This is a genomic window from Pseudomonas sp. F-14 TE3623, from assembly GCF_053629015.1.
On the sequence record NZ_JBRJHM010000001.1, the window covers coordinates 5121272 to 5137665 of the forward strand.

Genomic DNA, 16394 nt, shown 5'->3' on the forward strand with positions numbered 1-16394 from the left:
ACACGCTACGAGATCCAATGCCATAAAGAAAATTCATGATTTTTATGGGGGCATTCCTGAGCGGAATACCTGTTGGCGGGCAGTGCCTGAAATGGCTGACATCGCGCGTGAAATGATCCAATTGCGCTTTTCACATGAAAAAAGTCATTTGCGCACCTATCTCGCTCACATTCTCCGCCCTAAAGTGCACCGATCTACTCAGCCCTCGGCGTATTTATGAATCTCTGGTTTCGACTGTTCCTGATGCTGTTTCGTCGCCCTTGGCGCAAGCCGGTTGATGGGCTGGCCACTACCGTCATCCGCATGCGCGTCTGGCCGCTCGATCTTGACCTCAACCGGCACGTCACCAATGGCCGTTATTTCACTATGGCCGACATAGGCCGCATGGACTTCGTCCTGCGCAGCGGTGCCTATCGAGTGGCCCTGCGCCATAGAGCCGTGCCGATTGTTGGGGATACCTGGGGCAAGTTTCGGCGGGAGCTGAAGCTGTTCGAATCGTTTGAGATTCATACCCGAATACTCGGCTGGGACGATAAGTGGAGCTTTATGGAACACCGCTTCGTGAGCAAAGGACGGGTAGTTGGCGTCGTCATCATGCGGGGCCTGTTCCGTGCGGCCAAAGGCACGGTCTCACCAGCCGAATTTGTCCGGGAGCTGGGATTGGCTGAACAGTCACCCGAGATGTCGACGTGGCTGACAACCTGGTCGCAGAGCTGCGACGACATGAGCCGCCAGCTCCGAGAGGAAGAATGCCTGGCGCCTCAGCGTCATACTGTCTGCGAACCCTAACAGGCGGCCAAATAGAAGCTAATATTCCTCTGAATCCCCTGCCAAGGACTGCAACCATGAGCCGGCTAGAGCTACTGACCAAATGGAATCGCATGATCGTTCGGTTGCAGATTGAACACGAAATCAGTGCCCGGGATTTCGAGAAATTCAGCTGGAAACTGGGTATCCCCTGCGTTGTTCTGTCGGCGATCGTCAGCGCCAGTGTCTTTGGCTCAATCAGTGACTCCTCGCCCGTATGGCTTCAATACGTAGCCGGCGTGCTATCACTCCTGACCCTGGTGTTGAGTTCGGTTCAGACCTTCCTGAACTTTGATACCCGGGCTGCCGGGCACAAAGACACCGCCGAGAAACTCGGAGCGATATCTCGTGAGATTCAGGACGAAATCGCCAGCGGCAAGGACGAGGCTATCCTGGGCCCAATCGTTTTTGACATCCGCAAGCGCATTGATTCGATTCTTCTTGATGCGCCGACCTTGCCTAAGTCGACGATAAGAAAACTGGGTGAAGTTCGCGTCTACACAGAGACACCGCCCGCTGAGCAAGACACCGTCCCGGCTTGATTAGAGGCCAGCCCCTGGTTCGCAGCATCGTGAAAGGAGGCGTTTGAAATGCAACTCATCACGTTGAAAATCGACAAGCCGGAAGCAACGAATTTCATTTTGGGTCAGACGCACTTCATCAAGTCCGTCGAGGACATCCACGAAGCGTTGGTCAACGCCGTGCCAGGTATCCAGTTTGGCGTGGCCTTTTGTGAAGCCTCCGGCAAATGCCTGGTGCGATGGTCCGGCACCGATACCGCCATGATCGAACTTGCACAGAAAAATGCGCAAACCATTGCCGCGGGCCATAGCTTCATCATTTTCCTCGGCGACGGTTTCTATCCGTTGAACGTGTTGAACGCCGTCAAACTGGTTCCAGAGGTGTGCCGTATTTTTTGTGCAACGGCCAATCCCACCGAAGTGATTGTTGCCGAGACGGAACAGGGACGCGGGATTCTGGGCGTGGTGGATGGCTTCTGTGCCAAAGACATTGAAGGTGATGAAGACATTCTGTGGCGCAAGAATCTGTTGCGGCAGATCGGCTACAAGTTGTGATTTGAGTCTGTGTAAACGGAAAAGCCCGCACAAGGCGGGCTTTGCCCCTCACCTACCCGAATTCTGCACAAGTTGCTCAACGAAAAACTCCACATGCCCTCTCGGATGAGTCGGCAATGGCCAGGAGTCCACGTTGTGAGCCAGGGCCTGGAAGGCTTGAGCGCATTTGGAACGGGGAAAGGCTTCAAACACCGCACGCCCCTTCTGCACGGCTTTGTGCGCACATTCGTCGTTGGGTATCGCGCCGACGTATTGCAGCGAGACATCCAGGAACATGTCGGTAATCTTTTCCAGCTTGGCAAACAGATTGCGGCCTTCTGCCGGACTTCCCGTCATGTTGACCAATATGCGAAAACGATGCAGACCGTAGTTCAGGTTGAGCAGTTTGATCAGCCCGTAGGCGCCGCTGATTGAGGTGGGTTCATCGCACACGACCACCATCACTTCCTGCGCCGCGCGGATGAAGTTGACCACTGAGCCACCAATACCAGCGGCCGTATCGATCACCAGCACATCCAGCTTATCGCCAATATCGCTAAAGGACTGGATCAGCGCACGGTATTGCGCCGGCTCCAGATGAATCATGCTCTGCAAGCCCGAAGAGGCCGGGACAACACGAATGCCTCCAGGCCCCGGCAACAGCGCGTCAGACAGCTCGCAACGCCCTTCGATGACATCGGCCAATGTGTAGCGCGGCGTCAGCCCCAACAGAATATCGATATTCGCCAGGCCCAGATCGGCGTCCAGCAATACGACGCGCCGCCCCATTTTTGCCAGCGCCAACGAAAGGTTAACCGCCACCGTTGTCTTGCCCACGCCACCTTTACCGCCAGTCACAGCGATAACTTGCACGCAATGCACCTCATCCATTTTGTCTTCCCTTCCTTGCGCATCGTGTGCCAGTACGTCATGGCCACCGTCCAGATGCCGCAAGAATAGCTGAAAAGCGCGGAATAGCCGCGTTGTCTTCCGACGAGAGGCACTTCGCCACCTGTCATCGAGCCTTTTCAACGAAAACGCCGCTAATTCGTTGATTCAGAGAATGACACTGCGCTCCTGAATGATCGCTGGCAGATGTAGCGATAGATGTGTCTGAGCTATCGCGAGGCTCTCAGGCGCCCTGCTCACCCAGAGATGAAGAAACTACCAAGACGTCTAAATCCAGACATCATTGATGGCGGTTCTTTCTCCCTCCTGATCGCCGGTATTCAGCACGCCACGCGGCTCGATCAGTAACATCTTCACCTCTCGCTCAGCATAAGGCTTGTGTTCGACGCCCTTGGGGACGACGTACATTTCTCCCTGCCTGACCACGACAGCGCCCTCTGGAAGATCAATGCGAAGCTCGCCTTCGAGGACGATAAAGGTTTCATCGGTGTCGGCATGGGAATGCCAGATAAAGTCGCCTTCGATTTTCACCACCTTGAACTGGTAGTTGTTCATTTCGGCAACGACCTTGGGCGCCCATTGCTCACTGAACAACGCAAATTTTTCGGCAAAGTTAATCGCGGTGCAGGTTGTCACGCCGGGTTGGGAATGCATTTGAGTCGCCCTCACTAGCCACGTTATCGAGGTCTGACTTTAGGAGAGGATCAGCACTGCGTATTGCATGATTGTGCAAGTCGAACGCCCTTAAACAAGGCCAAGCCTTTTCATCCACCGGCCGGGTGAGACGCCATAGGTCTGGACGAACTGGCGCGTCATGTGGCTTTGATCGAAAAAGCCTGCGGAGACGGCCGCCTCCGCCATCGAGTGGCCCCCGAACATCAGTGCTCTTGCCAGATCGAGACGTCGTTGAGTCATGTATCGATAGGGGCTCGTACCGTACAGCGCACGAAAATCACGGCTCAGGCTCCAGCGGTCTCGACCACTGGCCTGCGCTAACTCCTCTAGGGTAATGACTCGATCCAGCGACTCATGAATCAGCGCGCGCGCGTTCGGCCGCTACAAAGTCAAACGACTTGCGTCGCCCGCGTGGACCCGAGAGCACATCCAGCGCTTGCGCGAGATCGTAAATGGCATCGTCTTCCTCCAGGGGCTCGATGCAAGCGTCGAGGTTTTGCAACAGCACCTGGGTCGCGGCACAAAGCCGTGGGTCGCTGGATATACCACCCACGATGAAGGGCAAGGGCTTGCCGCCTAATACTTGCTGAATCAAAGCGGGTTCGATGTAGATCATCCGATAATGAAAACCCGCTTCGGTACCGGCTTCACCGTCATGCACCTCGTCTGGATGCAAAACGATGGTTTTCCCGGGCAGGCTGTGACGCTTGGTATTGCGGTACTGAAAGCTTTGTACACCCGACAGCGTTCGTCCGATGGCGTACGTATCGTGGCGATGCGGGGTAAACCCATGGCCGCCAAAAAAGGCTTCGATGCGCTCCATCTTCAACGGCTGAGCCGAGCGCTTTACCCAGTCTTTGTCACCCTTGGTTTTCGTCATGTCCCTGTACCCCCTGAAGGATGTCGGTACGGTACCAGCCAGCGGGGCTAATGTCCCCCGGCGGACTGACCTGTGCATGCCTGAATCAGCCCCCACGGTGGCGCCGTTAAATTTGTCTCTTCCCCTCGTGAACCAGTCTTCAGACCCGCAGTCTTAGCCGTGCCGTAAGGGAAGCTCATCCAACGAAGCGCTCCTACGGTCATTGTTCGTTCCTGCCCCTATCGTCGTCATCTCATCAGAGCTGTCCGTTCATGCGCCCAACCGTCCGCCGCTGTCGCTTTATCTCTCTGTGCCTGATGCCTTTCCTCCCGCTACTCGCCAGCCCCGCCCATGCCAGTGGGGAGCGGCAGCTGGTGGAGGTCATCAACGACTACCGCGCCGATCCCGATCGTTGTGCGGGGCGTACGGTCAAGCCATTGCGGCCGTTGTCGCTGAAATCGAACCTGGCGTTGCCGGTCGGCTATGGCGGAGGTTTGCGCAACGCCTTGAAAGCTAAAGGCTATCAAGCGGTGACGGTGCGCACCATTCGCGTGGTCGGCGCGCAAGATGCCGATGAAGCGTTTGACATGCTTGAGAGCGACCATTGCGGGGCGCTGCTCGATACCCAGTTCGCCGATATCGGCGTCACTCGCTCCCGTAGCGAATGGCAGGTGGTGCTGGCGCAACCGGTGCTCGACGGACGTGTCGGCGATTCGCGAGCAGCGGGCAAGGCATTGTTGGCCGAGGTCAATGCGGCGCGGGCCAGGCCACGCTTGTGCGGGCGCCAACGCTTTGCCGCCGCACGACCGTTGACCTGGAATGCCGCCCTGGGCGCCGCCGCGCAAGGCCACAGCAAGGCGATGGCCTACGGCAATTACTTCGCCCACCGCGATCCCGACGGTGATATGCCGGCAGATAGGGCCAGAGCCGCCGGCTACCGAGGCCGGCAGATCGGCGAGAACATCGCCGCCGGGCAAAGCTCACCGAGCAAGGCGATGGCCGGCTGGCTGGCCAGCCCCGGGCATTGCGCCAACCTGATGAACCCGATGTTTACCCAGGTGGGCGCGGCCTATGCCGCCGATTCGCGCAGCGATGAGGGTGTTTATTGGACGATGCTGTTTGGCGCGCCTTGAATGAAGCGCGTTCCATAACCCCTAAAATGCCAGTCGGTTAATCGCAAATCCTGTGGGAGCGGGCTTGCTCGCGAAGACGGCGGCACAGTCAACATTGGCGTCGCCTGACACACCGTATTCGCGAGCAAGCCCGCTCCCACAGGTTTCCACTGGTGTTCTTCAGACTGGGGGTCATAATTCAAATGCTCGACGGCGCTGGCGCGCTTTGCCGCCCTTTGAAGGCCAGCGAAAAACAGAAAAATATCGCCAACGCGAACCCTGCCGGGAACAGCCAGATGCTTTGCCAGTCATGGCCGTCAGCCGACGCATAGTGATCGGTGACCGCCCCGGCCACCCAAAAGCCAATCAGCATGCCCAAGCCGTACGTCGCGAGCGTGATCAATCCTTGCGCGGAGCTTCTGAAGCGCTCCGACGCTTTGGCATCGGTGTAGATCTGCCCCGAAACAAAGAAGAAGTCGTAGCAGATGCCGTGCAAGGCGATGCCGGTGAACAACATGAAGGCGAGGTCCCCGTTGTTGCCGTAGGCGAACAACAGGTAGCGCAACGCCCACGCCAGCATCCCCACCAACAGCGCGATCTTGATGCCGAAACGCTGAATGAACAGCGGCAGGAGCAACATGAACAGCACTTCCGAGACTTGCCCGATCGCCATCTTGGCGGTTGGATTGGTCACGCCGATTTCCGCCAGAAACGGGTTGGCATTCTGGTAATAAAACGCCAATGGAATGCAGATCAAAATAGAGGCGATGAAGAACACCAGGTAACTGCGGTCCTTCAACAAACCCAAGGCGTCCAGCCCCAGTATTTGCTTTAAGCCGACACTGCCCGGCTCAGGTTTGAGCGGCGCGGTGCGCGGCAGGCTGAAGCTGTAGATCCCGAGCACGAGGGAGGCGATGGCCGACATCAGAAACGTGTTGCGCAAGCCACCGGATGAGATCGCTTGTTGCGAATCCCAGGCAAATACAAAGCTGATCACCACACCCGCCACGATCCAGCCGATGGTGCCCCACACTCTGATCCGCGAGAACTCCAGGGCCGGGTCGCGCATCTGCCGGAATGCCACCGAATTCACCAACGCCAGCGTCGGCATGTAGATCATCATGTAGGCCAGCACAAAGGGGTAAAACGTGCTGAAGTCAGGCGCTCGATAGAGTTGCAACAGCAGCACCGCGCCGATCAGATGCAACACCGCAAGAATGCGCTCGGCATTGAAGTAGCGGTCGGCAATCAGACCGATCACAAAGGGCGCGATGATCGCGCCCCAGGACTGCGTCGAGAACGCCATGCCGATCTGCCCGCCACTGGCCCCAAGATTACTGGAGAGGAAGGTGCCGAGGGTCACGAACCACCCGCCCCAGATAAAGAACTGCAAGAACATCATTACGCTTAATCGCGCAGTCATCGTGGTCATATCAGTCACCGTCTTATTGTTTTTTTTGGAAAGAGGGGCAAACAGATTTTTCAGGCGTCGGGCAAACCCAATAGCCGTCGATTGAAACGCTCGTCGGACGCCACGCTGGCGAAATCGTCAAATGCCTTTTGGGTTTTGCTGATCATGTGCTGCCGGATGAAGGCCGCGCCTTCTGCGGCGCCCTGCTCCGAATCCTTCAGGCAACACTCCCATTCCAGAACCGCCCAGCCGGCAAAGTCGTACTGCGTCAATTTGCTGAAAATCGATTTGAAATCGATCTGCCCATCGCCCAAGGAACGGAAGCGGCCAGGCCGATCGACCCAACCTTGATAGCCACCGTAGACACCCGAGCGGGCATCGGGCCGGAACTCGGCGTCCTTGACGTGGAACATGCGGATGCGCTCGTGGTAGCGATCGATGAAGCCCAGATAGTCCATTTGCTGAAGCAGCAGATGGCTCGGGTCGTAGAGAATCGCGGCGCGCGGATGGTGATCGACGGCCTCAAGGAAACGCTCGAACGAGGCGCCGTCGTGCAGGTCTTCGCCGGGATGGATCTCGTAGCAGAGGTCGACACCGGCTTGCTCGAAACAGTCAAGGATAGGCAACCAGCGCTTGGCGAGCTCGGCAAAACCCTGCTCGACCAGTCCGCTCGGGCGTTGCGGCCACGGGTAGACATAGGGCCACAGCAGCGCCCCGGAAAACGTCGCGTGCGCCTTCAGCCCCAAGCGTTGGCTGGCGCGCGCGGCGAGCTTCAACTGATCGATGGCCCACTCGGTTCGTGCCTGAGGCTGGCCGCGCAAATGCGCAGGGGCGAAATCATCGAACAACGTATCGAACGCCGGATGCACCGCCACCAGTTGGCCCTGCAGATGCGTCGACAGCTCGCTGATTTCGACGCCTGCCTGGGCGCAGACGGCTTTCAATTCATCACAATAATCCTGACTGTCGGCGGCGCGCGCCAGGTCGATGTATTGCGTACCCAGGGTCGGCAATTGAATGGCTTTGTAACCCTGCGCTGCGGCCCAATGAGCAATGTTGGCGAGGGTGTCGAAGGGCGCTTCGCCGGACATGAACTGCGCGAGAAAAATACCCGGGCCGCGCAGGCCTGCCGGTGTTGGGGAGGTGTGGTTCACGAGAGCGTTCTCCGGATTCATGGGTTGCAGACCAGTTCGGTCCACTTCGCGTCGCCGCGATGATTGGCGATCACTGCCTCGATAAAGGCCATGCCACGCAACCCGACGTCGATGCCCGGCACGCCGGGGGCATCGTTGCCTTCGACGTTGCTGCGGATCGCGGTGGCGAAATCACCATAGAGATTGGCCATGGCCTCGAGATAACCTTCGGGATGCCCCGCAGGCAAACGCATGCGCTGGCTGGCGGCCTCGCATAACCAGGGCTGGCCGACACCGGAACGAAGGATGCTCAACGGTTGATCGAGGGAGCGATGGATCAGGCTCGCGGGCTCTTCTTGACGCCACTCCAGCCCGCCCTTGTCGCCATAGACGCGGATCTTCAACGGGTTCTCTTCGCCAGCGCAGACCTGGCTGGCGATCAACACCCCGCTGGCCCCGGCGGCCATCTTGAACAGCATCGCCGCGTCATCGTCCAGTTGCCGCCCGGCAATGTGCGAACCCAAGGTTGCGCACACCTGTTCGATGGGTTGGTCCGCGACGAATTCGGCCAGTGAAAAGGCATGGGTGCCGATGTCGCCGATGCAGCCGCCCAGCCCGGACTGCTCAGGCTGATCGCGCCAACTCGCCTGCTTGTTGCCCTGCTTGGCCACATCCCGGCTCAGCCAGCCCTGTGGGTATTCGACGATGACTTTGCGCACAGCGCCGATCACGCCGGTACGCACCATCTTGCGCGCCTGCCAGACCATCGGATAACCCAGATACGTGTGGGCCAGCCCATAGAGGCGGTCGCTGCTTTTTACCACGGCCTTGAGCGCCAGCAGCTCGGACAGATTCAGTGCCGCGGGCTTTTCGCTGAACACATGAAAACCCGTGCTCAGTGCCTGGCTGGCGATCGGCGCGTGCAAGTGATTGGGCGTGACAATGACCAACAGCTCCATGCGCTGATCGGCAGGCAGTGCGCGCTCGCTGTCCAGCATCTGCTGCCAGTCGCTGTAGCAGCGTGAAGCGGACAATCCCAGCGTGGCACCGGTGTCCTGATTGTTGCGGGCGTCTCGGCTGAATGCACCGCACACCAGTTCAAAACGACCATCGAGACCGGCGGCCTGGCGGTGGGCTTTGCCGATGAAAGCGCCCTCGCCGCCCCCGACAAACCCCATTCTTATTTTTGCCGTTACAACGTTCATCGCGAATTTTCTCTTGTTCGGGGCGGATTAGCGCTCAGGTTTGACTATGATGTAACCGGTTACATCATGCCGGAAATTTAAGCTCAGTTAGTTCAGGTGTCAAACCCGGGATTAAAAATGAAGGTCATTTCAGCGCACGGCCCGACTGCGGTAAGCTCGCCGGCCATGTTTACATCTGCCGGTTCGATAACGAGGTCGTCTTGTCCAATATCCGTGAAGTAGCCCGGCTGGCCGGCGTCTCGGTGGCCACCGTGTCCAGAACGTTGAAGTCGCCCGAACGCGTACTCCCCGAAACCCGAGACAAGGTCAACGCAGCCGTGGAACAGGCCGGCTATCGGCCGAACCTCATGGCGGTACAGTTTCGTTCGCGCAGAACCGGCAATCTGGTGATTCTGGTCCCGGCCATCGCCAACACGTTTTTCGCCCGGGTGATCAGCGGTGCCCAACAGGCCGCGCAGGCGGCCGGATATCGACTGCTGCTGTGCGACACCCAGGGCCGCGAGGAAATCGAACGGGAATTTGCCGCGCTGGTGTACGCCCACCAAGCCGACGGCGTGATTCAGTTGCGCGCCTACGACCCTTTTGAATCGCCCTTCCCCCACGGCGAGTCACTGCCGCTGGTCAACGCCTGCGAGGTGATTCAAGGCGGACGGCATCCGACGATCAGCCTCGACAATCGTGCAGCGGCCAAAGCCATGACGGAGCATCTGATCGATCTGGGCCATCGCCGGATCGGCCTGATCAAAGGCCCGAAAAGCAGCCCGCTCACACGCGACCGCGTGGCCGGTTATCAAGATGCATTGCACCAGGCCGGTATCGAGTCGGATCCGCAATTGGTCTGCCACGGGGACTTCACGTTGCAGGCCGGTTTTGATGGCGCGGGAATACTTCTGGATTTGGCCGACCGTCCGACCGCGTTCTTTTGCGAAAACGATGAAATGGCGATCGGTGCATTGAAGCGCATCAAACAACAGGGTTTGCGGGTACCCGACGATATTTCGTTGGTCGGTTTCGATGACATTCCGTTCGCGGCCTACTGTGATCCGGCGTTGACGACCATTGCACAACCCGCCGAAATCTTTGGCCAAAAGGCCGTTGAAATGCTGATCGCCCTCATCGAAAAAAAGCCCATCCCGGACCGCCATATGGTGCTGCCGTTCACATTAACCGTGCGTAACAGTACGACCGCCCGAAAGGGATGAGGGAGAAATCATGGACATCAAAACCGACCTGCAACGTATCGCGCTCCAGGAAGAAACCCTGAAGTTTGAGCGCTTCGACAAAGCGACGGCCTGGGACTTGGGCACCCGTTTGAAAACCGCCTGCGAAGAGCAAGGCGTGTCCGCCACGATTGAGGTCAGGCTGGCGCGAGACACGGTGTTTTTCTACTCGATGCCAGGAACCTCCGCCAGCAATGCCGACTGGGCACGACGCAAGCGAAATGTCGTAGAACTGATGGAACTCAGCTCATACCGCGTAGGCCTGTCCTTTAAGCTTCAGGGCGATTCACTCGAAGGTTTGATGGGGTTGCCGCTGCGTGATTACGCCGACCATGGCGGCAGCTTCCCGGTGTCGGTCAAGGGCGTGGGGTGCATTGGCGCCGTCACCGTTTCAGGGCTGCCCCAGCGTGAGGATCATGCTTTGGTGGTTCAGGTGTTGGCCCAGATGTGTGGGGCTGATCCGAGCGAACTCGCGCTTGAGGGCGAGTAGCCCCGCCGCAGGCGGGTTGTGGGAGCGGGCTTGCTCGCGAAAGCGGCGGCATAGTCAACATTGATGTCGCCTGACACACCGCTTTCGCGAGCAAGCCCGCTCCCACATGGATTTCGCCTAATTGACTGGCATTGGGTCTCCCAACGGATCGGTTACTTCGGTTGCGCCACCGTGCGCAAATAAGGTTTCACCGTTTTGAAGCCATCCGGATATTTCTTCCTGGCATCCTCGTCGGAGACCGAAGTGGGAATGATCACGTCCTCGCCCGGACGCCAGTTCACTGGGGTGGCAACGGTGTGCTTGGCATTCAATTGCAAAGAATCGAGCAGACGCAGCACTTCATCGAAGTTGCGTCCGGCACTCATCGGGTAGATCAGCATCGCCTTGACCTTTTTGTCCGGCCCGATGATGAACACTGAACGCACCGTAGCGTTGTCCACCGCAGTCCGTGCGCCGCCACTGGCATTCGGATGAATCATGTCGTAGAGCTTCGCCACCACCAGGTTCTCGTCCCCGATCATCGGATAGTTGACCGCATGCCCCTGGGTCTCTTCGATATCTTTGGCCCAGGTCTGGTGGTTACTGACAGGGTCGACGCTGAGCCCGACGATCTTGGTGTTGCGTTTATCGAACTCTGGCTTGAGCCCCGCCATGTAGCCGAGCTCAGTAGTGCACACCGGGGTGAAGTCCTTGGGATGCGAAAACAGGATCGCCCACTTGTCGCCGATCCACTCGTGGAAATGCAGCGGACCTTCGGTGCTTTCGACGGTAAAGTCCGGTGCTTCGTCGCCAATACGGATTGCCATGTTCGTTCTCCTTACTGTTGAGTCGTAGGGAAGCCGCTGACTGCTGTTCCAACGGCCTTCAGGATCTGCGTTGAACCTGTCAACGCGGATCAGTATAGGAGACGCTTGAACACAAGGCAGTTATTGGCGCGCCCGCTTAGAAGGCCTTGCTGGCACTGGCTACCACGGTGGCATTGCATAGATCGTCATAGCCGTACCAGCTCGCGCATTCGCTTTTCGACAGGTCGGTATCGATGTAGCTGAGGCCCCAGGTCACGCCGACGAAATCACGGGTCAGTTTGGCTTCCCACTCGGTGTAGGCATCACGGCTTTCACCGTTGGTGGACCAGAAAGCCGGGTCTTTGACATCGTTGCGACCCACGCGCAGGTCCAGGCCGAACTCGGCCGGCAATTCGATTGTGTAGCTGAGGTAGGTGTAAAGGGTGTCCTGGTCCTCGCCAAAGAAGTTCGGCGTATCGTTTGAGTAGTTGGCGCCGAGCTTCACGCCATAAACGTCAAGGATGGCGTAGACCTCACTCATGTTGAATTGGCCTTCCTTTGGATAGTCGTACTTGAGGTACCCCAGATCGAGACTGATTGCCTCGGTCGCCTGCCAGTAGTAGCCCGCGTAGTACTCGAGTTCCTGCCGGGTCTTGTAGGGGCCGCCGAAATCGACATTCGAGGTCCAGGCGCCCATGTACAAGCCGCTGCTGTGCACCAGCGTGGCGCCAGCCTGAACCGCCGGATCCCCCAGGGTTTGCGAAATGCCACGGGTGCGGTAGTCACTGACAACGCCCAGGGTCATGTCCAGGCTGAAGTTGTCGTTAAGTGTTAGTGCCTGGCTGGTTAGGGGAGCCAATACAAGGCTGGCAAGGGTCAATGCTGAGCGTACGTTCATACAAGTCTCTTATTTTTATGGATCAGCGGGTGATTTCGGGCATGGCGTTGCCCTGCCCCTCGCAATACGAGGAGCAAGAGCATTTTTTGGCTGCTGCCGGCGAATGGTCGGTCGTCAGGACGCGGGCGCGTAAACCTGCTTGCCGGCGAAGAAAGTCTTCAGCACTTTGGTGTCGAACAGCTCGTCGTCGCTGACCTTGAACACATCGCGGTCGAGGATGATCAGATCGGCCTGTTTGCCGGGCGCCAGCGAGCCAATCTGTTGTTCCAGCCGCAGGACTTTGGCGGCATTGAGGGTGTAGGCGTAGAACATGGTCTGGCGATCAATGCGTTCATTGGCATTCAACACACCCAGCGGCCCTTTGCGAGTGCTGGCCTGAGCGATGGCATTCCACGGGTTGGGGCTGGACACCGGCCAGTCACTGCCACCGGCGATGACCGCTCCGGCGTTATGCAGGGACCTGGCGGGATACTGATATCCGTAAGCGAACGCGCTGATATACGGTTTGACCAACTCCACCGTGTAAGACTCGCCGGTAGCCCACAGCAGTTGCATGGAAGCGAGCACGCCAAGCTGCTTGAAGCGCGGGAATTCCTTTGGATTGACCAGTTGCAGGTGAGTGATGCTGTGGGCCATCGGTGTCGGGTTGAGCTTGCGTGCGTATTCAAAGCCATTGAGTGACTCACGTACGGCACGGTCGCCGACCGCATGCGTGTGCACAATCCAGTCACGCTTCTCCGCCGCGACTACCAATTCACCAAAGTGTGCCGGGTCGATCAGCAGCTGACCGTTTTTGTGACTGTTGGTGAACGGAACAATCACCGCTGCCGTCTGCCCCGGAAACTCCAGAACGCCGTCAGCGAAGACCTTGATGCCAGGGAAGCTCAGGTTGGGCACGCCCTCGAATTTCTTCATCACCTTGGCCAGCACTTCCAGATCGGCCGACCGGCTTTTTGGGTTGGCCAGCAGCAGAGCCGCGACGTGGGCGTTGAGCTCGCCCTTCTCTGCGAGTTCGCGGTAAAGCGGTAGAACACCGTAACTCTGCTCGGTGGCCTGGAAATCGAACAGCGAATCACCACTTCCGGCATTCGCTGCCGCGTCCATCCAGGCGGTAACGCCATATTGATTATTGACCTTCACCGCCTCACGGGCAGCCTTCAACATGACCTCGTTGCCGGGCGCGGGAATCTGACTGCGTACCTTGTCCCAGCGCGACTCGGCGAACAAACCATTGGGGGTGAAGTCCGCTGCGTGCCCCACGAAGCTGCGGTCCTGTTCCGACAGACCTTTTACCAATGCCGCGTCGATCTTCAGACGCTTGAGCATCGCGTTGTTGGCCCAGCCGGTATGCCCGTCAATCCCGCTGAGGACCACCGGTTGGTCCGCCCAGCGTCCCTGATTGAAGCGCTGACCGAGCTCGCGGCTTTTCTCCCAATAGGCCGAACTCACCCCGGCAATACTGATCACGTCACCGGCCCGTGCACGCCCCGCTTCATCCTGCTCGATCACCCATTGCTCGAGTTCCGGCAATGGCTTTACTTCATCCAGCAGATTGGCCCCCTGGCTGTTGAAGGCCGCAACGACCGGGTGACTATGGGTATCAATCATTCCAGGCATCAATACTTTGCCCGCCAGATCGATTCGTTGCGTCTGGGCATCGGCCAGGGCGTTGATCTCGTCATCGCTGCCCACTTTTAGAATCTTGCCGTCTTGCACCGCCACTGCCTGAACCAGTCCTTGACCGGGTTCGGCGGTAAAGACCTTGCCGTTGAACAGCACAAGATCAGCAGCGGCCATGGCCTGCACCGAGGAAAGGGCCAGGGCTGCGGCCAACAGGTTGGGTATGAATAGTTGCATCGGAATACTCTCTTGTTTTTATTGGGCGATTCGGGATGTGGACGCTTGTGACAACGCCTTCGGGTCAAGTCCAACGAACGGCGCCTTGGCCCACACGACCTTGCCGCCGACCACCGTCAGCAGCACCTCGTTTCGGCCCAGCTCATCCTCCGGGACCTGCATGAAGTTCTTATCCAATACGATCAAGTCGGCGAATTTTCCAACCTCGACCGAACCGACGACAGCGTCCAGTTTCAGTTGCTCGGCGGCGTTCATGGTGATGGTGCGCAGCACGTCGGTGCGCGACAGCGCCGGGTCGGCATTCAACCTGCCCGCATACTTGGGGCCATAGCTGTGCGGGTTCAGCGGATCGCCTGAGCGGGTGACACCGATTTTCAGCGCCAGGAATTCATCGAGCGGGTCGACGGGCCAGTCGCTGCCATAAGCAACCCGGCCGCCAGCGCGGCTGATGCTGCCCGATGGCTCCATGCGGGCAAAACGTGCAGGCCCGAGATGATCGCTGGTGCCGTCGACCGTGGACGGCGCCTGCTGGGCCCACTGGAACGACATGTTGGCGGTCACATCGAGCGCTTTAAAACGTGAATAGTCGGCGGGGTCTACCGATTCAGCGTGAGTAATGGCCGGACGAAAACCGTTGCCCGGCAGTTGCTGGCGCACGTATTCGATACCGTTCAACGAGTCACGCACCGCTCGGTCCCCGGTGGCGTGAAGGTGCGGATCGAGGCCGGCCTGCACCGCTTGCAACAGCAGCGGATTGAGCACTTGCGGCGGGAAGTACAGCTCACCGGTATTCTTGCCAGGCGTCCACTTGGGCGCGGCATCCGTGCCGGCATTGCGCAAGTACGGTGTCAGCATTGCCCCGGTATCCGCCGGCGCGTTGATGATGCCATCCATGAACAATTTGACGTGGCGCATGCTCACACCCGGCGCGACTTTGGCTTCGCCCTGGTCATAGGTGTTGGCCAATGCCTTGGCCTCGGCAATGGTTTTCGCCGGGTCTGCAGCAGCGGCAGCAGGGTCGAGTTTGATCGCCAGCAAGGCCCGTGCGGTCAACTCACCCGACTGTTGCAGGGTGGTAAACGCTTTACCATTTTCAGGCCCCGACAAGGCATCGAAGAAACTGGTGATGCCTTGCTGGCGCATGGCGTCGAGCGCCGCGCGGGTCTGGTTGAGTTTTTCTGCGTCGCTGGCCGGCGGCACCACGGCGGCCATGGCATCGGCGGCACCGTCTTCGCAGATACCGGTCGGGTTGCCGGCGCTGTCGCGCACGTACTTGCCATCACCCGGATTGGCCGTGTGCTTGTTGATACCCGCGACCGCCAGGCCGCGAGAGTTTGTCAGCACGGTATGGAAGTCGGTGGAACGGACCTGAATCGGGCGAGTGGTCTTGAGCGCATCCAGCGTCGACTTGTCGGGATCGCCGTCGAGCCCGGTCATGCCCATGCGGTCCCAACTGCCCACTTCAAGCCAGACATCCGGGCCCTTACCCTTGTCGGCATCCAGACACGCCTGAATGGTTTCCTGGAAAACCTTGCGGGTCATCGTCTGGTATTTCAGGTCGCACAACGTCATGGCGCGACCGCCGTCCCCCGGATGCATGTGCGCATCGACGAAGCCGGGCATCAACATGCGCCCCGCCAGATCGATCAGCTGGGTCTGCGTGCCGATGTACGAAGCAACGCCTTCATCGCTGCCGACATAGACGATTTTCCCGCCCGTGACGGCGATCGCCTGCTGCACCGAGTTCTTGCCATCGACGGTGTAGACATAGCCGTTGCGCATCACCATGTCAGCCGGTGTCGACCCCTGTGTCTGACACCCCACCAGCGCCATGCAGGAAAATGCCGTTGTCGACGCAACGGCGATAAACAGCCTGGAAAATTTCAACTGCCTCACCTCTATTTTTATAGTTTTGGAAGTGGCCCGAACAGACGGCCGCAAGCCTCTGATATGCAGGGCATACCCTATAGGGCGCGGG

The 16394-nt window shown here is 58.7% G+C and carries 15 protein-coding genes and 1 pseudogene; 6 read left to right on the forward strand and 10 right to left on the reverse strand.

All coding sequences use genetic code 11. From position 1 onward, the window contains the following. The first annotated feature begins 216 nt into the window (after positions 1-216). Genes AB7M29_RS23930 through AB7M29_RS23940 form a run of 3 tightly spaced genes read left to right on the forward strand, consistent with a single transcriptional unit; the run spans position 217 to position 1883 of the window. A complete protein-coding gene (locus AB7M29_RS23930) occupies positions 217-789 on the forward strand; it encodes a thioesterase family protein (protein ID WP_454248163.1) in 573 nt (190 codons plus the stop codon). A gap of 56 nt (positions 790-845) precedes the next feature. Then, positions 846-1349, forward strand: a complete 504-nt coding sequence (locus AB7M29_RS23935; protein WP_123722066.1) for an SLATT domain-containing protein — start codon at positions 846-848, stop codon at positions 1347-1349. Positions 1350-1397: 48 nt separating this feature from the next. After that, positions 1398-1883 carry an adenosine-specific kinase gene (locus AB7M29_RS23940; protein WP_217857117.1) on the forward strand — a complete coding sequence of 162 codons (486 nt, stop codon included), beginning with the start codon at positions 1398-1400 and terminating at the stop codon, positions 1881-1883. Between the two features lie 48 nt (positions 1884-1931). Here the strand turns inward: AB7M29_RS23940 and AB7M29_RS23945 are convergent, their stop codons facing one another. The 3 genes and pseudogenes from AB7M29_RS23945 to AB7M29_RS23955 all read right to left on the reverse strand — a co-directional run bounded on the left by AB7M29_RS23945 (position 1932) and on the right by AB7M29_RS23955 (position 4326). Continuing rightward, entirely contained in the window at positions 1932-2753 is an 822-nt protein-coding gene (locus AB7M29_RS23945) for a MinD/ParA family protein (protein WP_217857118.1), read from the reverse strand. Positions 2754-3038: 285 nt separating this feature from the next. Beyond that, positions 3039-3425 carry a cupin domain-containing protein gene (locus tag AB7M29_RS23950; protein ID WP_217857119.1) on the reverse strand — a complete coding sequence of 129 codons (387 nt, stop codon included), beginning with the start codon at positions 3423-3425 and terminating at the stop codon, positions 3039-3041. Positions 3426-3515: 90 nt separating this feature from the next. Then, positions 3516-4326 (reverse strand): annotated as a pseudogene (locus tag AB7M29_RS23955) (AraC family transcriptional regulator). Positions 4327-4577: 251 nt separating this feature from the next. Here AB7M29_RS23955 and AB7M29_RS23960 point away from each other — a divergent pair. Further along, positions 4578-5438 carry a CAP domain-containing protein gene (locus AB7M29_RS23960; RefSeq protein ID WP_454248164.1) on the forward strand — a complete coding sequence of 287 codons (861 nt, stop codon included), beginning with the start codon at positions 4578-4580 and terminating at the stop codon, positions 5436-5438. Positions 5439-5616: 178 nt separating this feature from the next. On the opposite strand, the gene AB7M29_RS23965 is transcribed toward AB7M29_RS23960, so the two are convergent. Genes AB7M29_RS23965 through AB7M29_RS23975 form a run of 3 tightly spaced genes read right to left on the reverse strand, consistent with a single transcriptional unit; the run spans position 5617 to position 9166 of the window. Then, the gene (locus AB7M29_RS23965; RefSeq protein ID WP_217857122.1) at positions 5617-6849 is read right to left on the reverse strand and encodes a nucleoside permease; all 1233 of its coding nucleotides are present in this window, start codon (positions 6847-6849) and stop codon (positions 5617-5619) included. A 50-nt stretch (positions 6850-6899) separates the two neighbouring features. Further along, positions 6900-8003 (reverse strand): sugar phosphate isomerase/epimerase family protein, encoded by a 1104-nt coding sequence (locus tag AB7M29_RS23970; protein WP_217857123.1) that lies wholly within the window; start codon positions 8001-8003, stop codon positions 6900-6902. Then, complete coding sequence (locus AB7M29_RS23975) at positions 8000-9166, reverse strand: Gfo/Idh/MocA family protein (RefSeq protein WP_454248165.1); 1167 nt, start codon at positions 9164-9166, stop codon at positions 8000-8002. Before AB7M29_RS23975 ends, AB7M29_RS23970 begins: the two co-directional genes overlap by 4 nt. 200 nt (positions 9167-9366) lie before the next feature. Here AB7M29_RS23975 and AB7M29_RS23980 point away from each other — a divergent pair, with 200 nt between their 5' ends. Together AB7M29_RS23980 and AB7M29_RS23985 are read left to right on the forward strand one after the other, a co-directional pair. After that, positions 9367-10368, forward strand: coding sequence for a LacI family DNA-binding transcriptional regulator (locus AB7M29_RS23980; protein ID WP_217857124.1), 1002 nt, complete (start codon positions 9367-9369; stop codon positions 10366-10368). A 10-nt stretch (positions 10369-10378) separates the two neighbouring features. After that, complete coding sequence (locus AB7M29_RS23985) at positions 10379-10876, forward strand: heme-degrading domain-containing protein (RefSeq protein ID WP_217857125.1); 498 nt, start codon at positions 10379-10381, stop codon at positions 10874-10876. 152 nt (positions 10877-11028) lie between these two features. Here AB7M29_RS23985 and AB7M29_RS23990 read toward each other — a convergent pair whose 3' ends face one another. The 4 genes from AB7M29_RS23990 to AB7M29_RS24005 all read right to left on the reverse strand — a co-directional run bounded on the left by AB7M29_RS23990 (position 11029) and on the right by AB7M29_RS24005 (position 16303). Next, positions 11029-11682, reverse strand: a complete 654-nt coding sequence (locus AB7M29_RS23990) for a peroxiredoxin (RefSeq protein WP_038982589.1) — start codon at positions 11680-11682, stop codon at positions 11029-11031. 136 nt (positions 11683-11818) lie between these two features. Further along, positions 11819-12559: a TorF family putative porin gene (locus tag AB7M29_RS23995; protein WP_454248166.1), complete on the reverse strand. Its 741-nt coding sequence runs from the start codon at positions 12557-12559 to the stop codon at positions 11819-11821. A gap of 114 nt (positions 12560-12673) precedes the next feature. After that, positions 12674-14416, reverse strand: coding sequence for an amidohydrolase (locus tag AB7M29_RS24000; RefSeq protein ID WP_454248167.1), 1743 nt, complete (start codon positions 14414-14416; stop codon positions 12674-12676). Between the two features lie 18 nt (positions 14417-14434). Further along, a complete protein-coding gene (locus AB7M29_RS24005; RefSeq protein ID WP_454248168.1) occupies positions 14435-16303 on the reverse strand; it encodes an amidohydrolase in 1869 nt (622 codons plus the stop codon). Between the last annotated feature and the right edge of the window lie 91 nt (positions 16304-16394).